The sequence below is a fragment of the Azospirillum tabaci genome, from assembly GCF_014596085.1.
GTDB classification, from domain to species: Bacteria; Pseudomonadota; Alphaproteobacteria; order Azospirillales; family Azospirillaceae; genus Azospirillum; species Azospirillum tabaci.
This window is the reverse complement of record NZ_JACCJY010000005.1, coordinates 252,478-270,614: the sequence shown is the minus strand read 5'-3', so window position 1 is coordinate 270,614 and position 18,137 is coordinate 252,478. Positions and strand designations below refer to the sequence as shown.

The following is an 18,137-nucleotide window of genomic DNA, read 5'->3' as shown; positions in this document are numbered from 1 at the left end:
GTACGACAACGAGTGGGGCTTCTCCAACCGCATGAGCGACACCGCCGTCGCCATGGCCAACGCCAAGTAAGCCTTCCACGGCTTGCTGCCAAAGGAAAAGGGCGCCCCGCAACGGGGCGCCCTTTTTCATGAGCAGGCCGTTGCGGCAGGGCCGCGGTCACCCCGCCTTGACGGCGTTGATTCCCGTGGCCTGCGTCAACTGGTCGGCGACCCAGGCGGCGACGCTCTTGCCCTCCCGTTCGGCGCAGGTGGCGATGGCGCGGTGGAGCATCGGGTTGACGCGGATGGCGAGCTTGCCGGAATAGGGCTGCTCGGTGTTGCCCGCCATGTCGCAGGCCATCGCCAGATAATCGTCCACGGCCTCGCGGAAGGCCCTGCGCAGCTCATCGACCGAGCGGCCGGTGAAGGTGATGCCGTCGCGCGTGTTGATGACGGCCCCGACGAAGATGCCGGCGTCGTTATCGAAATCGATCTGGGCCTTGTAGCCCTTATAGTCCATCATCGGCGGCGACCCCAGGGATGCGTGGGGTGGAAGGATAGCCCCGCCTCCGCGCCCGTGGTTTGACCTGCCTCAATTCCCGAAACGGGGATGAGGGAATGCCCACCCAGTTCTTCCCGTCATGACCGCCCTGCCCCCGCTCAGCCGCCCCATCCGCATCCACGGCCTGACCGACGCCGACGCCGCCTGCTCGGCAGCGGCGGACCTCGGGGTGCCCCTTCTGCTGGTCAGCGCGCCCGGTGCGGCGGCCTCCGCCGGGGCCGGCTGGTTTCGCGAGGTCATCGCCCGCGCCGCCGCCCGGCATCCATCGGTTGCCATGACTGCGGTGCTCGACTGCGCCGACCGGCCCGGCGATGCCCTGGGCGCTCTGTCCGCCGGAGTCGATGTGATCCTGTTCACCGGACGGACGGACGTCGCGGAGCGGCTGGCCGACATCGCCGCGCAGCGCGGTTCCAGCCTGCTGACGGCGCTTCCCGAAGGGCTCGACCTGCGCGCGGTCCGCGATCCCCGGCGTGCCTGCCGGGAGTGGCTGAGCGGGCAAGACGATGGCCATGTCACGGAATAGTCCCAAGGCGATACCGCTTTTTCCCCAAATCCGCGCGATCAAAAGTGGTGTATGGTGGTTTCGTCATCACGATGCGGTACCACCCCCATGACCACGACCACGCCTTTGCGGCCCCAGGCGGACACCACACCGCTGAAGGGTGAGGAGCCGGCCCTGCTCCATCCGGAGAGGCCGGACGGGCTTTCGCGCGGCTCGCGCTTCCCCGTGCCGCCCGTGGAGAAGATCCGCGGCGCCCGGCTGCTCATCGTTTGGGCCTGTCTGGCCGCCGGGGCCTGGGCTGTGGTGGTGGGCGCCGGCTACGGCCTCTACGTCATCGTCCAATCCGTTCTGTGACAAAAAACGGCTGCCCCGCGACGCTCGCCTCACCCTTCGGCGATTCCTGAATCCGACCTCTCGGATAGGCCCTTTTGCCGCCGCGAGTGGCCGCATTACACCCCTGCCGACGTTGCAAAGAGTCCCGCGCTGGGCTATGAGGGCCGCATTTCCGACAGAAACCCCAAGGGGAAGAGCCAGATGAAGCTCACTCGTCGTGTTAAGGAAATTCTTGCGAACTACGAAAGCGACACCCCGGGCGTCAAGGCCAACCTTGCCCGCATTCTTATGGAAGGCAAGCTGGGCGGCACCGGCAAGCTGGTGATCCTCCCCGTCGACCAGGGCTTCGAGCACGGCCCGGCGCGCAGCTTCGCGCCGAACGAGCCGGGCTACGACCCGCATTACCATTACCAGCTCGCCATCGACGCCGGCTGCAACGCCTACGCCGCGCCGCTGGGCTCGCTGGAGGCCGGCGCCTCGACCTTCGCCGGCTCGATCCCGCTGATCCTCAAGATGAACAGCGCCAACAGCCTGTCGAGCCAGAAGGAGAACGCCGATCAGGCGGTGACCGCCTCGGTGCAGGACGCGTTGCGCCTCGGCTGCTCGGCCATCGGCTTCACGATCTACCCCGGCTCGGACGCCATGTACGACCAGTACGAGGAGATCCGCGAGCTGTCGAAGGAGGCCAAGTCGGTCGGCCTTCCCACCGTGCTGTGGTCCTACCCGCGCGGCGGCACCGTCTCCAAGGAAGGCGAACTGGCCATCGACGTGATCGGCTACGCCGCCCACATGGCCGCGCTGCTCGGCGCCCACATCATCAAGGTGAAGCTGCCGTCGGCCCATCTGGAGCAGGCGGAGGCCAAGAAGGTCTACGAGTCCAAGAACATCCCGATCGCCACCCAGGCCGACCGCGTCCGCCACATCATGCAGTGCGCCTTCAACGGCCGCCGCATCGTGGTCTTCTCGGGCGGCGCCACCAAGGGCGAGGACGCGGTGTTCGAGGACGCCCGCGCGATCCGCGACGGCGGCGGCAACGGCTCGATCATCGGCCGCAACGCCTTCCAGCGCCCGCGCGAGGACGCTTTGAAGCTGCTCGACCGGATCATGAAGATCTATCAGGGCAAAGAGTAAGGATCGCCTCGGGTGACCGAAACCGCCTGTCGGCTCTACCTCGTGACGCCGCCGGTCCTGGAACCGGCGGCGTTCGCGCCGAAACTGACCGAAGCGCTGGACGCGGGCGGCGTCGCCTGCGTCCAGTTGCGTTTGAAGGGCTGCTCCGACGACGCCGTGCGCCGGGCCTGCGACGCCCTGCGCCCGATCGCCCAGGACCGCGGGGTGGCCTTCATCCTGAACGACCACCCCGAACTGGCCCGCGAAACCGGCTGCGACGGCGTGCATGTCGGGCAGCAGGACACGCCCTACGCCCAGGCGCGGCGGATCGTCGGCAACGACGCCATCGTCGGGGTGACTTGCCACGACAGCCGCCATCTCGCCATGGAAGCGGGCGAGGCCGGGGCCGATTACGTCGCCTTCGGCGCCTTCTTTCCCACCACCACCAAGGACGCCGCCTTCAAGGCGGAGCCGGAGCTGCTCCAGTGGTGGTCGGAGCTGATGGAGGTCCCCTGCGTCGCCATCGGCGGGATCACCCAGGAGAATTGCGCGCCGCTGGTCCGCGCCGGGGCCGATTTCCTGGCCGTGGTCGGCGCCGTGTGGAACCACCCCGATGGGCCGGGCGCCGCCGTAAAGGCGTTCAACGCCGCCATCTCCGCGGCCGAAGGGTGACGAAGGCCGCCTCCGAATCATGGACCTCCTTTCCATCGAGACGCTGACCGCGCTGTTCGCGGTCGGCCTTGTGGCGGGCTTCGTTGACGCCATTGCCGGGGGCGGCGGGCTTTTGACCCTCCCCGCCCTGCTCTGGGCCGGCCTGTCGCCCGCGCAGGCACTGGCGACGAACAAGCTGCAATCCAGCTTCGGCTCCCTCTCCGCCGCGGTGAAGTTCACCCGCGGCGGAGAGGTGAAGCCGCGGGACATGGCGGCGATGATCGCCTGCACCTTCGCCGGTTCCGCCGCGGGCGCCGTCATCGTCCAGATGATCGACCCGGGATTCCTGCGCAACGTCATCCCGGTGCTGCTGATCGGCATCGCGGTCTGGCTGCTCGTCTCCCCGAAGGCCGGCGAGATCGACGCGCAGCAGCGCATCGGGGAGCGTGGATTCGCTCTCCTCGCCGGGACAGGAATCGGCTTCTACGACGGCTTCCTCGGACCGGGCACGGGGACCTTCTTCGCCATCGCCTTCGTCTCGCTGCTCGGCTTCAACCTGCGCAAGGCGACCGCCCACACGAAGGTGCTGAACTTCACCAGCAACATCGCCGCCCTCCTCTTCTTCCTCGCCGGCGGTCAGATCGCTTGGGTGGCCGGGCTGCTGATGGGGCTGGGCCAGATGATCGGCGCGCAGATCGGCGCCCACATGGTCATCCGCAACGGCGCCGCCATCGTGCGGCCGATGCTGGTCATCGCGTCCATCGCCATCACGGCGAAGCTGATCTGGACGGACGCCCAGGGCGTGATCGGCGCGGGCATGGCCATGGTTTCCGGCTGGCTCGGCTGAGCGTCCTCGACCTTCCGCTTTTCCACCCCGCGGTGAATCGACCATAGCGGGCATTTCCCTCCCCCATGCACACCAGCGGGCGCACACTTTGTTGGCCCAACATTTTTTCAGCGGGACCACTTTACGTTAACGTCAATCTGTGTATCATTGCGTCAAATAACGAAATTGGGGAGAAACGCATGTCCAAATGGTCTCTGAAGGGGAGTCTGCTCGCCGCTGCCGCCGCGGTCGCCATCGCGGCCCCGCTGCCGGCCGGCGCCGCCGGCTATCTGCTGAAGGAGCAGAGCGCCTCGGGTCAGGGCACCTCCTTCGCGGGAGCCACCGCCAACGGCATGGGCGACGCCACCGGCCTGTTCTTCAACCCCGCGGCTCTGGGTGCCATCGAGGGGAACCAGGCGGTCGGCGTGCTGAGCGGCGTGTTCCCGACCTCGAAGACCAGCAACGCCCGCGGCACCCGCGCCACGCGGCTGGGCGCCAGCACCATCCAGGGCATCTCCGACCCCGGCGACATCGGCATGGACGCGGTGATTCCGTCGGGCTACATGGCCTACACGGTGTCGCCGGACGTGAAGCTTGGCCTCGCCATCACCGCGCCCTGGGGCCTGTCCACCGACTATCCGGAAAGCTGGACCGGCCGCTACCACGGCATCCATTCCAGCCTGCTGACGATCAACATCTCCCCGACCGTGTCCTACCGGCTGATGCCGGACCTGACCATCGCCGGCGGCCTGCAGTTCCAATACGCCAAGGCCCGGCTGAGCCAGGCGGTGGACTTCGGCTCCATCCTGGCGGCCACCGGGGTTCCCGTCGCGCCGGGCTCGCGCGACGGCGTGGGCGAGGTCAAGGGCGACGACTGGGGCGTCGGCTTCACCGCCGGCATGCTGTACGAGCCGGCCAAGGGCACCCGCTTCGGCGTCTCCTACCGCTCCTCCGTCTTCCACGAGTTGGACGGCGATTCGAAGTTCGAGGCGGTGCCTGCGGTCCCGGCGCTCCAGGCCAGCTTCGCCGGCTCGCCGGTGCGGGCGAAGGTCGCCACGCCGGACATCATCTCCTTCGGCGCCTACCACGAGCTGACCAGTTCCATCGCCGTGATGGCCGACGCGCAATGGACCAACTGGTCGCGCTTCAAGGAGCTGCGCATCCGCTACCGCAACCCGCTGCGCACCGACACGGTGACCGACGAGAACTGGGACGACTCCTGGTTCTTCGCGCTGGGGGCGGCCTACAAGTGGAACGAGAAGCTCACCCTGCGCTTCGGTGTGGCTTATGACCAGACCCCGGTCAGCGACCAGTACCGCACGCCGCGCATCCCGGACGAGGACCGTTACTGGGTGTCGATCGGCGCCGGCTACCAGCTCACGGACAGCATCCGGACCGACATCGGCTACAGCCACATCTTCGCCAACAAGGCCAAGATCGACCTGCGCGACAATCTGACGGGCAGCGACGCCTTCCGCGGCAATCTGTCCGCCGACTACAAGGCCCACGTGGACGTGATCGCGCTCCAGACCAAGATCACCTTCTGATCCGCATCTCCGGTGGAGCGCGCGGGCGCCGCCCGTCCGCTCCACCGTCCCCGCCTCTTGTCCATCGCCGCGTCCGTGCTAGGCTTTCCCCCAATCAAGAACCCATCCTGGGAGAGGAATCCGCATGGCCGACACCTTCACCGCCTTCGTCATCGAGGACGCCGACGGCAAGCCCAAAGGGGGCTTCAAGCCGCTGAGCCTGACCGACCTGCCCGACCACGACGTGCTGGTCGAGGTCGCCTACTCCACCCTGAACTACAAGGACGGCCTCGCCGTCTCCGGCAAGGGCCGGATCGCCCGCAAGCTGCCGATGGTCGCCGGCATCGACCTTGCCGGCACGGTCGTGGAATCGCGCTCCGCCGACTGGAAGGCCGGGGACAAGGTGATCGTCAACGGCTGGGGCCTGTCGGAAACCCAGTGGGGCGGCTACAGCCGGTTCCAGCGGGTGAAGCCGGAATGGCTGATCCGCCTGCCCGACGCCTTCTCGCCGGAGGAGGCGATGGGCATCGGCACCGCCGGCTACACCGCGGCGCTCTGCGTCGACGCGCTGGAGGATTGGGGCACGATCCAACCCGGCGGCAAGGAGGTGCTGGTCACCGGGGCGGCCGGCGGCGTCGGTTCCGTCGCGGTGGCCCTGCTCGCCAAGGCGGGCTATCCGGTCACCGCCTCCACGGGACGGCCCGAAACCCACGAATACCTGTCCGGCCTCGGCGCCACCGGCTTCATCGACCGTGCCGCCCTTCAGGAGAAAGGCCCGCCGCTCCAGAAGGAGCGCTGGGCCGGCGGCGTTGACTCGGTGGGCGGGATCACGCTGGTCAATGCCCTGTCGCAGACCGTCTGGGGTGGTGCCATCGCCGCGTGCGGGCTGGCGGGAAGCGCCGACCTGCCCGGCACGGTGCTGCCGCACATCCTGCGCAGCGTCACGCTGATCGGCGTCGATTCGGTCGCCGCCCCGGCGGCGCGGCGCGAGCGTGCCTGGGCGCGGCTGGCCCGCGACCTCGACAAGGACCACCTGAAGGCGATGTACACGGTGGAGCCGATGTCGAAGCTGCCGGAACTGGCCGGCCAGATCCTCGCCGGTCAGGTGCGCGGCCGCGTGGTGATCGACGTCACCGCCTGATGACACCGGCGCCGGTGGCGGACGGGGTCAGCCCCCCGCCACCGGCAGCCACAGCACCTCGTCGATGCGCTCCGCCCCGCTGCACAGCATGACCAGCCGGTCGAAGCCGAGCGCGATGCCGCTGCACTCCGGCATGCCGTGCTCCAGCGCCGCCAGGAAATCCTCGTCCACCGGGAAGCGGTCGCCGTAGATCCGCTCCTTCAGGTCCATGTCGGCCTCGAAGCGGGCGCGCTGGGCGCGGGCGTCGGTCAGCTCGCCGAAGGCGTTGGCGAGTTCCAGGCCGCAGGCGTACAGCTCGAACCGTTCGGCCAGCCGCGGGTCCTCCGGCTTGGGGCGCGACAGGGCGGCCATGCAGATGGGATAGTCGGTCAGCACGCAGGGCACGCCCGCGCCCAGATGCGGCTCGATCCGGTCGAACATGATGCGGAAGACGATGTCCTCCCAGCGGTCGCCGTCGTGCGGGGCGATGCCGATGGCCCGCGCCATGGCGGCCAGCGGGGCCGGGTCGGGGTCATGGGTCCCGTCGAAGGTCTCCAGCAGGTCGATCCCGGCATACTCCCGGAAGGCGTCCTGCACGGTCAGCACCCGCCACTCCTTGAAGGGATCGCAGGTCATGCCGCGGAAGGCGAATCGCGTCCGCCCGGCGGCGACGGCGGCCTCGCGCACCAGATCCTCGCAGTCGCGGATCAGCGTCCGGTAGCCCTCCCCCGCCCGGTACCATTCGAGCATGGAGAATTCCGGCGCATGGGTGGCCGACCGCTCGCCGTTACGGAAGACGTGGGCGATCTGGTAGATGCGCGGCAGCCCGGCCACCAGCAGCTTCTTCATGGCGAATTCGGGGCTGGTGTGCAGGTGCAGCCGCAGCCGGTCCTCGGGGTGCGGTCCCACAAGCTCCGTCGCGAAGGCCTGGAGATGCGGCTCCATCCCCGGCGAGACCTGGAGCGCCGGGGTGTCCACCTCCAGGAAGGCGTTCTCCTCGAAGAAGCGGCGGACGGCGCCCAGCACGCGGCCGCGCACGGCCAGATGGGGGCGGCGGCGGGCGAAGGTCTCGGGAGCCCAGGACGGCGTGACGGGGGACATGATGGCCTTCACTGACGGAGCGATGACGCTGCTTAGCAGAGTGGGAACGGGGGCGAAAACGGACAAAGAAGGCGCAGAACGCCGATTGAGCCCCGCCCGGCGTTGCCACCGGCCCGGCAAGCTGCTAGGTTCCGCGCCGCCTGTCTCCTGGAAATCACGAGTATGTCATGAAGGTCAACGCCAACACGATGCGTCCCGGCCATGTGCTGGAGCATAACGGGAAGCTCTGGGTCATCACGAAGACCGCCATCGTCCAGCCCGGCAAGGGCGGCGCCTTCATCCAGCTTGAAATGAAGGATGTGCGCACCGGCAACAAGTCGATCGAGCGCTTCCGCACCCAGGAGACGGTCGAGCGCGCCCGCCTGGACGAGCACGAGATGACCTTCCTGTTCGCCGAAGGCGACAGCTACACCTTCATGGACAAGGAAAGCTACGAGCAGACCTCGATCCCCGGCGAGATCATCGGCGACCAGAAGGTGTTCCTGCAGGACGGCATGGAAGTCACCGTGCAGTCCTTCGAAGGCGCGCCGCTCGGCGTCGAGATCCCCGGCAAGGTCACCCTGCAGATCACCGAGGCCGATCCGGTGGTGAAGGGCCAGACGGCCTCCTCCTCCTACAAGCCGGCGAAGCTGGAGAACGGCGTGTCGATCCTGGTGCCGCCGCACATCGAGTCGGGCACCCGCGTCGTCGTCGACACCCAGACCGGCGAGTATGTCGAGCGCGCCAAGGACTGACCGTCCTGGCTGATTTTCTGCGCACCGGCTCTCGCTTAAGGCGGGGGCCGGTGTATTCTTTTTCCGGTTCCGCACGAGATAAAGCACGCCCATGGCCACCCGCTCCGCCCTTATCAACGTGATGGTCCGCGCCGCCGAAAAGGCGGCCCGCGGCCTTGTCCGCGACTTCGGCGAGGTCGAGCACCTCCAGGTCTCGCGCAAGGGCCCGGCGGACTTCGTGTCCGCCGCCGACATGAAGGCGGAAAAGCTGCTGCGCGAAGAGCTGCAGAAGGCCCGCCCGGATTTCGGCTTCCTCATGGAGGAGACGGGCGCCAGCAAGGGCAGCGACCCGACCGCCCGCTGGATCGTCGATCCGCTGGACGGCACCACCAACTTCCTGCACGGCATCCCGCACTGGGCGATCTCCATCGCCGCGGAGAAGAACGGCGAGATCGTCGCCGGCGTCGTGTACGAGCCGGTGCACGACCAGATGTTCTGGGCCGAGAAGGGCCAGGGCGCCTTCCTCAACCACCAGCGCCTGCGCGTGTCGGAGCGCCGCAACCTCGCCGACGCGGTGATCGCCACTGGCATCCCCTTCAAGGGCCGCGGCGACCATGCCGGCTTCCTGGTTGAGGCCGAGGCCATCATGAAGGAGGTCGCGGGCATTCGCCGCTTCGGCGCCGCCTCGCTCGACCTCGCTTACGTCGCGGCGGGCCGCTACGACGGCTATTGGGAGCGCGGGCTCGCCCCCTGGGACGCCGCGGCCGGCCAGCTTCTGGTGACCGAGGCCGGCGGCTTCGTCGGTGAGATCGGCGGCGGGCGCAACCCGGTGTTCGGCGGCACGATCCTGGCGGCCAACGCCCACTTCCATCTGCCGATCGCCAAGATCCTGCGCGGTGCGGCGGAACGCAAGGTGCGCTCCGCTCCCGCCGGGGCGGCGGACGCCGGTCAGGGCTGACCTCCGGCCGAGCCATAAGCCCTTCATGACGTTGGGGTAGCAAGGGCCGCGCTTTGGTGGGGAAACACGCCGCGCGGCCCAAAGGGCGTTGTCCCTACGCCGATCGAAGGGCTATGGTACCAACGCTTTTCCGTGCAACTGGGAACAATGCGCTGGTCACCATGAGGATTGTCGGAGGCATGAGCCGTTCTCCGAACGCCCCCGCCGGGCGGTCGGCCCCCCTGCGCGTCCTCCCCGCGGCCGTGGCCGTGGCGCTGTCCCTGGCCGTGACCGCCTGCTCCTCGCCCGGCACCGCGCCGCCCCAGACCAGCGCCGCCGCCCCGGGTCCAGCCCCGGCCAACACCGCAAATGCCAATGCGGGCGGGCTGTCGCTGGAAAACGCGCAGCCGCTGCCGATCCCGCCGCGACCCGACATCTTCCCGCCGCCGGCCCCGCCGGCCCCGCCCGTCTTCAAGGCTCCGACCCTGATGACGGCGCCGGATCTGCCGGAGCTTTCCGTCGGCGCCAGCCCGCCCCCGCCGGCCATGCCGGAAAGCGCGCCGCCGATCCCGGCGGCCAACCGGCCGGCGGCATCGCCGCCGCCCGACCGGACGCAGACCGCCGCCCTGCCGCCGCCGACTCCGAAAGCTCCCTCAGCGCCCGCCCTGCCCCGGATGGAACCCCTGACGGTCCTGTTCGACGGCACCGCCACCGCTTTGCCCGAACCGGCCCAGGCGCGTCTGGACACCATCGCCGAGCGCATGAACGCCAACCCGCAGCTTCGCCTGCAGATCCGCTCCTACGCCAGCGGGACGCCGGAGACGGCGCGCGAGGCGCGGCAGCTGTCGTTGGCCCGCGCGCTGGCCGTGCGCGAACGCCTTGGCACCGCCGGCATCGCCAGCACGCGCGTCGACATCCGCGCCCTGGGCATGGAGGCGGCTGGCGGTGCGCCGGACCGGCTGGACGTGGAGTTCCTGAACCAGTGAGCCGTCCTCTGTAACCCGTACCGCCTGCCCCTTTTCCTGGACGAGAGTGCCCATGGCCGCCATCGCCCCGTCGTCCCACCCTCTTGAGGAGCCCTCCCCGATGACGCGCCCGGAGCGCTTCCTGACACGGATGATCCTCTTCCTGGTGGTCGTGGGAAGCGTAACGGCCTTGCTGTTCCCGGCCCTGCGCGCCGCCTTCATGAACAACCCGGCGCTGAACGGGCTGATCCTGGGCACGCTGCTCGCCGGCATCCTGTTCATCTTTCGCCAGGTGCTGATGCTGCGGCCCGAGGTGGCGTGGCTGGAGCATTTCCAATCCGGCAACCCCGCCGTCGCCGCGCCGGAGCCGGTGCTGCTCGCCCCGATGGCGCGCATGCTGCGGGAACGGCGCGGGCGGCTGACCCTGTCGGCGCTGTCGATGCGCTCGCTGCTCGACGGCATCGCCTCGCGGCTGGACGAGTCGCGGGAGCTGTCGCGCTACCTGATCGGGCTGCTGATCTTCCTCGGCCTGCTCGGCACCTTCTGGGGCCTGCTGCACACGGTGCAGTCGGTCGGCTCGGTCATCGGCGGTCTGTCGGTGCAGGGCGGCGACGTCGGGGCGATGTTCAGCAACCTCCAGCACGGGCTCGAGGCGCCGCTGACCGGCATGGGCACGGCCTTCAGCTCCTCGCTGTTCGGTCTGGCGGGCTCGCTGGTGCTGGGCTTCCTGGAGCTTCAGGCCAGCCAGGCGCACAACCGCTTCTTCCAGGACGTGGAAGACTGGCTGTCCGGCGCCACCCGCCTGTCGAGCGGGGCCGGCGGCGGCCTTGAAACCGGTGACCAGTCGATGCCGGCCTATCTGACGGCGCTTCTGGAACAGACGGCGGAAAACCTCGATTCGCTCCAGCGCACCGTCGCCACCGCCGAGGAAGGCCGCCGCTCGGCCAACGCCAACCTGATGGCGCTGACCGAACGGCTGAGCACGCTGACCGACCAGATGCGCGCCGAACAGCAGCTCCTCCTGCGGCTTGGCGAGAGCCAGCTGGAGATGAAGGGGTTGCTCGACCGGCTGTCCGACGCGGCGATCGGCGGCTTCGACGACGCCTCGCGCCAGCATCTGCGCAACATGGACATCTACCTCGCCCGCATGGTCGAGGAGTCTTCCACGGGTCGGGTCCAGGCGGTGCAGGAGATCCGCAGCGAGATCAAGCTGCTGGCCCGCACCATCGCCGCCCTGGCCGAAGAATCGGAACAGCGCTGATCGGAACAGCGCTGACGCCTACCCCCCTGTCCGTCCGGAGGGACACCCCGCCATGCCCAGCATCAGCCGCCGCAACGGCCACCGCGAGGCCAGCGCATGGCCCGGATGGGTGGACGCGCTGTCGTCCCTCGTCATGGTGGTCATCTTCCTGCTGATGATCTTCGTCGTCGCCCAGTTCTACATGGCGACCGCCCTGACCGGGCGCGACGAGCAGCTCGGCAGCCTGAACCGCAAGGTGGCGGAGCTGAACGACCTGCTGGCGCTGGAACGGGACGCCAACGCCGACCTGCGCATCAACGTCGCCCAGCTCTCGGCAGAGCTTCAAGGCTCCGTCGCGGCGCGGGACACCATGACCAGCCGCATCGCCACGCTCCAGGGCGACCTCGACCACGCCACCCGCGCGGCGGAGGAGTTGCAGCGCACGATCCGCGCCGACAAGGAAACCATCGAGCTGAAGCTGGCCGAGGCCGCCAGCCTCCAAGCCGACCTGAAGGCGCTGCGTGAGGCCCGGACCAAGCTGGAGGGCGAGCTGGCCGCCGCCGCCGCGCAGCAACGCCTGACCGAGGAGCAGCGCCAAGCCCTGCTGGCCGAGCTGGGCGGGGAGCGCGACCGCTCAAAGGCGCTGGAAACGCGGCTCGCCAGCGCCGACGAGAAGACGATGCTCGCGCAGAAGGACATCGAGAAGCGCGACATCCGCATCACCGAACTGACGGCCTCTCTGACCGCGGAACAGGGCGCGACCGGCAAGGCGAACGAGCAGGTCGACCTGCTGAACCGGCAGATGGCCGCCCTGCGCGAGCAGCTCGCCCGCATCGGCTCCGTGCTGGAGATCTCGGAAAAGAAGGCGGAGGAGCAGCAGGTCCAGATCGCCGAACTCGGCTCGCGGCTCAATCAGGCGCTGGCCGCCAAGGTGCAGGACCTCGCCCGCTACCGCTCGGAATTCTTCGGGCGGGTGCGCGAGACGCTGGGCAACCGGCCCGACGTGCGCATCGTCGGCGACCGTTTCGTCTTCCAGTCGGAGCTTCTGTTCCCCTCCGGCTCGGCGACTCTGGAGGAGGCCGGCAAGCAACGGCTGGCGGAGCTGGCGCGCACACTGATCGAGATTGGCCGAACCATCCCGCCGGACATCAACTGGGTGCTGCGCGTGGACGGCCACACCGACGCGCGCCCTGTGCGCATCCAGTTCGCCTCGAACTGGGAGCTGTCGGCGGCGCGCGCGATCTCGGTGGTGAAGTACTTGATCGACCAGGGGATTCCAGCGGACCGGCTGGCCGCCGCCGGTTTCGGCGAATACCAGCCGCTCGACCCCGGCACCAGCGACGAGGCGCTGGCGCGGAATCGGCGGATCGAGGTGAAGCTGGATCAGCGGTAGGAACCCAATTCCGTCTCCCCTCTGGGGAGAAGGTTGGGATGAGGGGGCGGCCGCAGGCCGGAAAAGCCCTGCAATGAGGTTGCGTTTCCGCCCTTCGGGCACCCCACCCTGACCCTCTCCCCAGAGGGGAGAGGGAAATAGGGGCAAACCTTACTCCGCCGCGACCTTCTCTTGTTCCACCACCGGGCTCCAGCGCAGCACCGGCTTGCGCGCCGCGGCGGTCTCGTCCAGGCGGCGGCGCGGGGTCAGACGCGGAGCACCCTGGAAGTATGCCACGTCGCCGGACTTGGCCCGCTCCGCCAGGGCGCGCAGGGCGGTGACGAACTGGTCCAGGCTGGCCTTCGACTCGGTCTCGGTTGGCTCGATCAGCAGGGCGCCGTGCACGACCAGCGGGAAGTACATGGTCATCGGGTGGAAGCCCTCGTCGATCAGCGCCTTGGCGATGTCGAGCGTGGTCACCCCCGTGCCCTTCAGGAAGCGGTCGTCGAACAGGCATTCGTGCATGCACGGCCCTTCGAAGGAGGGCGTCATCACGTCCTGCAGGCGGGCCAGCAGGTAGTTCGCGTTCAGCACCGCGTCGTTCGCCACCTGCCGCAGCCCGTCGGCGCCGTGGCTCATCATGTAGGCGAGCGCGCGGACGAACATGCCCATCTGGCCGTGGAACGCCTTCATCCGCCCGAAAGCCGGGCCGTCGCCGGCCTGCTCCACCAGACGGAAGGCACCGTCCTTGTCCTGCACTACGTAGGGCACCGGGACGTAGGGGGCCAGCGACTCCGCGAAGACCACCGGGCCGGAGCCCGGACCGCCGCCGCCGTGCGGGGTGGAGAAGGTCTTGTGCAGGTTGATGTGCATCACGTCGATGCCGAGGTCCGCCGGGCGCACCCGCCCGACGATGGCGTTGAAGTTGGCGCCGTCGCAGTAGAAATAGGCGCCCGCCGCGTGCACCGCCTCGGCGATGGTGATGATGTCGCGCTCGAACAGGCCGCAGGTGTTCGGGTTGGTCAGCATCAGGCCGGCCACGTCGGGGCCGAGCTTGGCCTTCAGCGCCTCCAGATCGACGCGCCCGTCCTCGGTCGCCGGGATCGCCTCCACCGCGTAGCCGCAGGCGGCGGCGGTCGCCGGGTTGGTGCCGTGGGCGCTTTCCGGGACGAGGATCTTGGTGCGGCCCTTATCGCCCTTGGCGTCATGGGCGGAGCGGATCGCCATGATGCCGCACATCTCGCCATGCGCGCCCGCCGCCGGGGCCAGCGTCACCGCCGCCATGCCGGTCAGCGTGGCGAGCCAGCGGCCCAACTCCGACATGAGTTCCAGCGCACCCTGCACCGTGCTTTCGGGCTGGAGCGGGTGCACGTCGGCGAAGCCCGGCAGCCGCGCCATCTTCTCGTTCAGACGCGGGTTGTGCTTCATTGTGCAGGAGCCGAGCGGGTACAGGCCGCTGTCGATGGCGTAGTTCTTCTGCGACAGGCGGGTGTAGTGGCGGACCACCTGCGGCTCGGCGAGGCCCGGCAGGCCGATCCGGCCGCGCGGCTTCACCGCCCCCAGGCGCGACGCCACCGCCGGAACCTCCGGCAGGTCGACGCCGCAACGCCCGGCGCTGTCCTGTTCGAAGATCAGCGGCTCCTCGATCTGCAAGCCGCGGTTGCCGGTGACGGTCTCCGGGACGGCGCTGTCCGCGCTCTGGATTCCGGTCGGGCGACCCTGGTTGTTCATGCTCATCACAGAACCTCGGCGAGGGCGGTGGCGAAAGCGTCCATGTCGGACTCGGTGTTGGTCTCGGTGGCGGCGACGATCAGCAGATCGTCGAGCCCGCCGCCGAACAGGCGGGAGGCCGGAACGCCGCCCAGGACGCCGCGCCGCGCCAGCGCTTCGACCACATCCGCCGCGGGCTTCGGCAGCTTCACCGTGAATTCGTTGAAGAAGCTGCCGTTGACGATCTCCACACCCTTCACCGCCGCCAGCTTGTCGGCCAGTTGCACGGCCTTGGCGTGGTTGATCTCGGCGAGCCGGGTGAAGCCCTCCTCCCCCAGCAGGCTGAGGTGGATGGAGAAGGCCAGCGCGCACAGGCCGGAGTTGGTGCAGATGTTCGAGGTCGCCTTCTCGCGGCGGATGTGCTGCTCGCGGGTGGAGAGCGTCAGCACGAAGCCGCGCCGCCCGTCGGCGTCCACCGTCTGGCCGCAGAGGCGACCCGGCATCTGGCGGACCAGCTTCTCTTTCACCGCGAACAGCCCGACATAGGGGCCGCCGAAGTTCAGCGCGTTGCCCAGCGACTGGCCTTCCGCCGCCACGATGTCGGCGCCCATCTCGCCCGGCGGGGTCAGCAGGCCGAGCGACACGGCCTCCGTCACCACGACGATCAGCAGAGCGCCCTTGGCTTGGCAGGCCTTGCCCAGTTCCGTGTAGTCGCGGACATGGCCGAACACGTCGGGGTTCTGCACGACGACGCAGGAGGTGTCGCCGTCGACCTCGGCCAGCAGATCCTCGCCGCCCGTCGGGGCCGGCGGCATCACCACCGTCTCGAAGCCGATGAAGCGGGCGTCGGTCGTCGTGGTGTCGCGGTAATGCGGGTGCAGGCCGCCGGACAGCACGGCCTTCTTCCGCCGCGTGACGCGGTTGGCCATCATCACGGCTTCCGCGCAGGCGGTGGCGCCGTCGTACATGGAGGCGTTGGCGACGTCCATGCCGGTCAGCAGCGAGACCTGGGTCTGGAATTCGAACAGGACCTGCAGCGTGCCCTGGCTCACCTCCGGCTGGTACGGGGTGTAGGCGGTCAGGAACTCGCCGCGCTGCACCAGATGGTCCACCGTCGCCGGGATGTGGTGGCGGTAGGCACCAGCGCCGAGGAAGCTCGGCACGCTGCCGGCGGGCAGGTTCTTCCCCGCCATCGCCGACAGGGCGCGATCGACCTCAAGCTCGCCCATATGGTTGGACAGCCCCTCGATCGGGCCGGAGAGGCGGGCCGCCTCGGGCACGTCGCGGAACAGCTCGTCCACCGACGGCACGCCGATGGCCTCCAGCATGGAGCGCCGGTCGGCCTCGGTCAGGGGCAGGTAACGCATCTCAGGCCTGCCCTTCCACGAAGGCCTTGTAGGCGGCTTCGCCCATCAGCCCGTCCAGCTCCGACGGGTTGCTGAGGCGCAGCTTGAAGAACCAGCCGGTGGTCTCGGCCCCGGCGTTGACCAGCGACGGGTCGTTCTCCAGATCGGCGTTGGCCTCGATCACCTCGCCGGAGACCGGGGCAAACACGTCGCTGGCGGCCTTCACCGACTCCACGACGGCGGCTTCCTTGCCCTGGGCAAGCTGGCGGCCCACCTCCGGCAGCTCGACGAACACGACGTCGCCGAGCTGGTGCTGGGCGTGGTCGCTGACGCCGACGGTGCCGACATCGCCCTCGACGCGGACCCACTCATGGTCCTTGGTGTACTTGATGGTCATGGTTGTCCCCTGTTCGGAATGGTTTTCTAATTCTCAGCCGCGGTAGTAGCGCTGCGGCACGAAGGGCATGGCGGCGACCTTGGCGGCCAGCGGCTTGCCGCGGACCATGAGCTGGACCGGCGTGCCCACGGCGGCGTGCGCGCGGTCCACATAGCCCATGGCGACCGGGGCGGAGGCGGTGGGGCCGAAGCCGCCGCTGGTCACCTCGCCGATCTTGTGTCCGTCCGCGTCGCAGACGTCGGTGTGCTCGCGGGCCGGCTGGCGGCCTTCCGGCTGGAGGCCGACGCGGCGGCGCGGGGCGCCGTTGGCGAGCTGGTCCTTGATGATGGCGTAGCCGGGGAAACCGCCCTCCTCCCGGCGGCGCTTGGACAGCGCCCATTCCAGGCCGGCCTCGACCGGAGTCGTCGTCTCGTCGATGTCGTGGCCGTAGAGGCAGAGCCCGGCCTCCAGCCGCAGCGAGTCGCGGGCACCCAGCCCGATGGCCTCGACCTCGTCCTCGGCCAGCAGGGCGCGGGCGATGGTCTCCGCGTCGGACTTGTCGCAGGAGATCTCGTAGCCGTCCTCGCCCGTGTAGCCGGAGCGGGTGATGATGACCGGGATGCCGTTGAAGGTGGCCGGCAGGTAGCTCATGAATTTCATGGTGGCCGCTTCGGGGATGAAGCGCCCGAGCACCGCCGCGGCCTCCGGCCCCTGCAGGGCCATCAGAGCGAGGTCGTCCAGCAGCTCCACCTCGGCCTTGCCCTTCAGCCGCTCGCGCATGTGGGCGACGTCGTGGTCCTTGCGGGCGGCGTTGACGACCAGGAACAGGTGGTCGCCGGCGTTGGTGACCATCAGGTCGTCCAGGATGCCGCCCTGCTCGTTCAGGAACAGCGTGTAGCGCATGCGCCCGCGGGCCAGCCCCTTGATGTCGCCGGGAACCAGCGACTCCAGCGCGGCGGCCGGGTCCTCGCCGGTCAGGCGCACCTGCCCCATGTGCGACACGTCGAACAGCCCGGCCTTGGCGCGGGTGTGCTGGTGTTCCTTGAGGATGCCGAGCGGGTACTGCACCGGCATGTCGTAGCCGGCGAAGGGCACCATCTTGCCCTTCAGCTCCAGATGGAGGCTGTGCAGCGGCGTTGTCTTGAGGGTCTCAGAAGCCTCGGTCACGCGGGTCCTCCGACATAGGGTCGCACAACCCGCGCCGGGATTGGCGCGAGTCCTGCCCCCTCTGTCCTGGACCTGAGAGATTCACCGGCGGGGTCCAACCCTCGACAACCGGTTTACTCCTTCGGTGAGCCGTCATCCGCTGTGCGCGGACCGGGCTGCTTTCCAGAGTTGCCTTATCCCCCTTGCGGTCCTTTTGCCTGAGAGTTTCCGGGGCGGTTGCTCCTTCGGCGCCACTGCCCGGCGGACCGGACAATGATCTCTCCCGCGAGGGATCGTCGGCTTGTGCCGTTTAACCTACCGGGACCTTTGCGAATGTCAATCGGGGTTCGCTGGGGTCCCGGCGACGCTCACTTCAGGTCGAGATGGCTGCCATCGCAAAAGGGCGGCTTCTTTGTCGCCTTGCAGCCGCAGAAGCGCGCCTTCATGGAAGTGGCGGGGGCGAACTTCATCGGCTCCAGCCCGGTGCCGGTGTGGCTGCCGTCGCACAGCGGCTGCTTGGCGCTGCGCCCGCAGCGGCACCACCAATAGGTCTTGCCGGCTTCCAGCTCGATGATGATGGGTTCCTTGGTCGCGGCGACCGGTGCGCTGGCCATGATGCTGC

19 protein-coding genes and 1 riboswitch are annotated in these 18,137 nt (G+C 69.0%); of the genes, 12 read left to right on the top strand and 7 right to left on the bottom strand.

Annotation, left to right across the window (positions count from 1 at the left end; genetic code table 11):
• Nucleotides 1–157 precede the first annotated feature (157 nt).
• Nucleotides 158–502 carry a type II toxin-antitoxin system HicB family antitoxin gene (locus H0B54_RS09420; protein WP_014240811.1) on the bottom strand — a complete coding sequence of 115 codons (345 nt, stop codon included), beginning with the start codon at nt 500–502 and terminating at the stop codon, nt 158–160.
• Nucleotides 503–620: 118 nt separating this feature from the next.
• Between H0B54_RS09420 and H0B54_RS09415 the strand changes: the two genes are divergently transcribed.
• From H0B54_RS09415 to H0B54_RS09385, 7 genes are all read left to right on the top strand, one after another.
• A complete protein-coding gene (locus tag H0B54_RS09415; RefSeq protein ID WP_188260072.1) occupies nt 621–1,064 on the top strand; it encodes a hypothetical protein in 444 nt (147 codons plus the stop codon).
• Between the two features lie 87 nt (nt 1,065–1,151).
• A complete protein-coding gene (locus H0B54_RS09410; RefSeq protein ID WP_188260071.1) occupies nt 1,152–1,397 on the top strand; it encodes a hypothetical protein in 246 nt (81 codons plus the stop codon).
• Between the two features lie 180 nt (nt 1,398–1,577).
• Nucleotides 1,578–2,507 carry a class I fructose-bisphosphate aldolase gene (locus tag H0B54_RS09405; protein ID WP_188260070.1) on the top strand — a complete coding sequence of 310 codons (930 nt, stop codon included), beginning with the start codon at nt 1,578–1,580 and terminating at the stop codon, nt 2,505–2,507.
• Nucleotides 2,508–2,519: 12 nt separating this feature from the next.
• Complete coding sequence (gene thiE / locus H0B54_RS09400) at nt 2,520–3,158, top strand: thiamine phosphate synthase (protein ID WP_188260069.1); 639 nt, start codon at nt 2,520–2,522, stop codon at nt 3,156–3,158.
• 19 nt (nt 3,159–3,177) lie between these two features.
• Nucleotides 3,178–3,984 carry a TSUP family transporter gene (locus tag H0B54_RS09395; RefSeq protein WP_188260068.1) on the top strand — a complete coding sequence of 269 codons (807 nt, stop codon included), beginning with the start codon at nt 3,178–3,180 and terminating at the stop codon, nt 3,982–3,984.
• A 179-nt stretch (nt 3,985–4,163) separates the two neighbouring features.
• Nucleotides 4,164–5,510 (top strand): OmpP1/FadL family transporter, encoded by a 1,347-nt coding sequence (locus H0B54_RS09390; protein WP_188260067.1) that lies wholly within the window; start codon nt 4,164–4,166, stop codon nt 5,508–5,510.
• Nucleotides 5,511–5,634: 124 nt separating this feature from the next.
• Entirely contained in the window at nt 5,635–6,630 is a 996-nt protein-coding gene (locus tag H0B54_RS09385) for an MDR family oxidoreductase (RefSeq protein WP_188260066.1), read from the top strand.
• A gap of 27 nt (nt 6,631–6,657) precedes the next feature.
• Here the strand turns inward: H0B54_RS09385 and epmA are convergent, their stop codons facing one another.
• On the bottom strand, nt 6,658–7,710 hold the full coding sequence (epmA, locus tag H0B54_RS09380) for an EF-P lysine aminoacylase EpmA (RefSeq protein ID WP_188260065.1): 1,053 nt from the start codon (nt 7,708–7,710) through the stop codon (nt 6,658–6,660).
• Between the two features lie 167 nt (nt 7,711–7,877).
• On the opposite strand from epmA, the gene efp reads away from it, so the two are divergent.
• The 5 genes from efp to H0B54_RS09355 all read left to right on the top strand — a co-directional run bounded on the left by efp (nt 7,878) and on the right by H0B54_RS09355 (nt 12,958).
• A complete protein-coding gene (gene efp / locus H0B54_RS09375) occupies nt 7,878–8,444 on the top strand; it encodes an elongation factor P (RefSeq protein WP_188260064.1) in 567 nt (188 codons plus the stop codon).
• Nucleotides 8,445–8,535: 91 nt separating this feature from the next.
• Complete coding sequence (locus tag H0B54_RS09370; protein ID WP_188260063.1) at nt 8,536–9,381, top strand: inositol monophosphatase family protein; 846 nt, start codon at nt 8,536–8,538, stop codon at nt 9,379–9,381.
• Nucleotides 9,382–9,560: 179 nt separating this feature from the next.
• Nucleotides 9,561–10,346, top strand: a complete 786-nt coding sequence (locus H0B54_RS09365) for an OmpA family protein (RefSeq protein ID WP_211109266.1) — start codon at nt 9,561–9,563, stop codon at nt 10,344–10,346.
• Nucleotides 10,347–10,398: 52 nt separating this feature from the next.
• Entirely contained in the window at nt 10,399–11,586 is a 1,188-nt protein-coding gene (locus H0B54_RS09360; RefSeq protein WP_094302874.1) for a DNA repair protein RecN, read from the top strand.
• A 52-nt stretch (nt 11,587–11,638) separates the two neighbouring features.
• A complete protein-coding gene (locus H0B54_RS09355) occupies nt 11,639–12,958 on the top strand; it encodes a peptidoglycan -binding protein (RefSeq protein ID WP_188260062.1) in 1,320 nt (439 codons plus the stop codon).
• Between the two features lie 150 nt (nt 12,959–13,108).
• On the opposite strand, the gene gcvPB is transcribed toward H0B54_RS09355, so the two are convergent.
• The 5 genes from gcvPB to H0B54_RS09330 form a co-directional block, all read right to left on the bottom strand.
• A complete protein-coding gene (gene gcvPB / locus H0B54_RS09350) occupies nt 13,109–14,674 on the bottom strand; it encodes an aminomethyl-transferring glycine dehydrogenase subunit GcvPB (protein ID WP_188260061.1) in 1,566 nt (521 codons plus the stop codon).
• Nucleotides 14,674–16,014, bottom strand: a complete 1,341-nt coding sequence (gcvPA, locus tag H0B54_RS09345) for an aminomethyl-transferring glycine dehydrogenase subunit GcvPA (RefSeq protein ID WP_188260060.1) — start codon at nt 16,012–16,014, stop codon at nt 14,674–14,676. The genes gcvPB and gcvPA overlap by 1 nt, the downstream gene beginning before the upstream one ends.
• Nucleotide 16,015: 1 nt before the next feature.
• On the bottom strand, nt 16,016–16,390 hold the full coding sequence (gene gcvH, locus H0B54_RS09340; protein ID WP_188260059.1) for a glycine cleavage system protein GcvH: 375 nt from the start codon (nt 16,388–16,390) through the stop codon (nt 16,016–16,018).
• Nucleotides 16,391–16,423: 33 nt separating this feature from the next.
• Nucleotides 16,424–17,536, bottom strand: a complete 1,113-nt coding sequence (gcvT, locus tag H0B54_RS09335; protein ID WP_188260058.1) for a glycine cleavage system aminomethyltransferase GcvT — start codon at nt 17,534–17,536, stop codon at nt 16,424–16,426.
• Between the two features lie 175 nt (nt 17,537–17,711).
• Nucleotides 17,712–17,811, bottom strand: a riboswitch (glycine riboswitch).
• Nucleotides 17,812–17,883: 72 nt separating this feature from the next.
• Nucleotides 17,884–18,129 carry a CDGSH iron-sulfur domain-containing protein gene (locus H0B54_RS09330; RefSeq protein ID WP_188260057.1) on the bottom strand — a complete coding sequence of 82 codons (246 nt, stop codon included), beginning with the start codon at nt 18,127–18,129 and terminating at the stop codon, nt 17,884–17,886.
• Nucleotides 18,130–18,137: the final 8 nt, after the last annotated feature.

Excerpts from the sequence above, each read along its gene's own strand:
- H0B54_RS09420 (WP_014240811.1), bottom strand. The coding sequence starts at position 502 with ATGATGGACTATAAGGGCTACAAGGCCCAGATCGATTTCGATAACGAC.
- H0B54_RS09415 (WP_188260072.1), top strand. The coding sequence starts at position 621 with ATGACCGCCCTGCCCCCGCTCAGCCGCCCCATCCGCATCCACGGCCTG.
- H0B54_RS09410 (WP_188260071.1), top strand. The coding sequence starts at position 1,152 with ATGACCACGACCACGCCTTTGCGGCCCCAGGCGGACACCACACCGCTG.
- H0B54_RS09405 (WP_188260070.1), top strand. The coding sequence starts at position 1,578 with ATGAAGCTCACTCGTCGTGTTAAGGAAATTCTTGCGAACTACGAAAGC.
- H0B54_RS09395 (WP_188260068.1), top strand. The coding sequence starts at position 3,178 with ATGGACCTCCTTTCCATCGAGACGCTGACCGCGCTGTTCGCGGTCGGC.
- H0B54_RS09390 (WP_188260067.1), top strand. The coding sequence starts at position 4,164 with ATGTCCAAATGGTCTCTGAAGGGGAGTCTGCTCGCCGCTGCCGCCGCG.
- H0B54_RS09385 (WP_188260066.1), top strand. The coding sequence starts at position 5,635 with ATGGCCGACACCTTCACCGCCTTCGTCATCGAGGACGCCGACGGCAAG.
- epmA (WP_188260065.1), bottom strand. The coding sequence starts at position 7,710 with ATGTCCCCCGTCACGCCGTCCTGGGCTCCCGAGACCTTCGCCCGCCGC.
- efp (WP_188260064.1), top strand. The coding sequence starts at position 7,878 with ATGAAGGTCAACGCCAACACGATGCGTCCCGGCCATGTGCTGGAGCAT.
- H0B54_RS09370 (WP_188260063.1), top strand. The coding sequence starts at position 8,536 with ATGGCCACCCGCTCCGCCCTTATCAACGTGATGGTCCGCGCCGCCGAA.
- H0B54_RS09365 (WP_211109266.1), top strand. The coding sequence starts at position 9,561 with ATGAGCCGTTCTCCGAACGCCCCCGCCGGGCGGTCGGCCCCCCTGCGC.
- H0B54_RS09360 (WP_094302874.1), top strand. The coding sequence starts at position 10,399 with ATGGCCGCCATCGCCCCGTCGTCCCACCCTCTTGAGGAGCCCTCCCCG.
- H0B54_RS09355 (WP_188260062.1), top strand. The coding sequence starts at position 11,639 with ATGCCCAGCATCAGCCGCCGCAACGGCCACCGCGAGGCCAGCGCATGG.
- gcvPB (WP_188260061.1), bottom strand. The coding sequence starts at position 14,674 with ATGAGCATGAACAACCAGGGTCGCCCGACCGGAATCCAGAGCGCGGAC.
- gcvPA (WP_188260060.1), bottom strand. The coding sequence starts at position 16,014 with ATGCGTTACCTGCCCCTGACCGAGGCCGACCGGCGCTCCATGCTGGAG.
- gcvH (WP_188260059.1), bottom strand. The coding sequence starts at position 16,390 with ATGACCATCAAGTACACCAAGGACCATGAGTGGGTCCGCGTCGAGGGC.
- H0B54_RS09330 (WP_188260057.1), bottom strand. The coding sequence starts at position 18,129 with ATGGCCAGCGCACCGGTCGCCGCGACCAAGGAACCCATCATCATCGAG.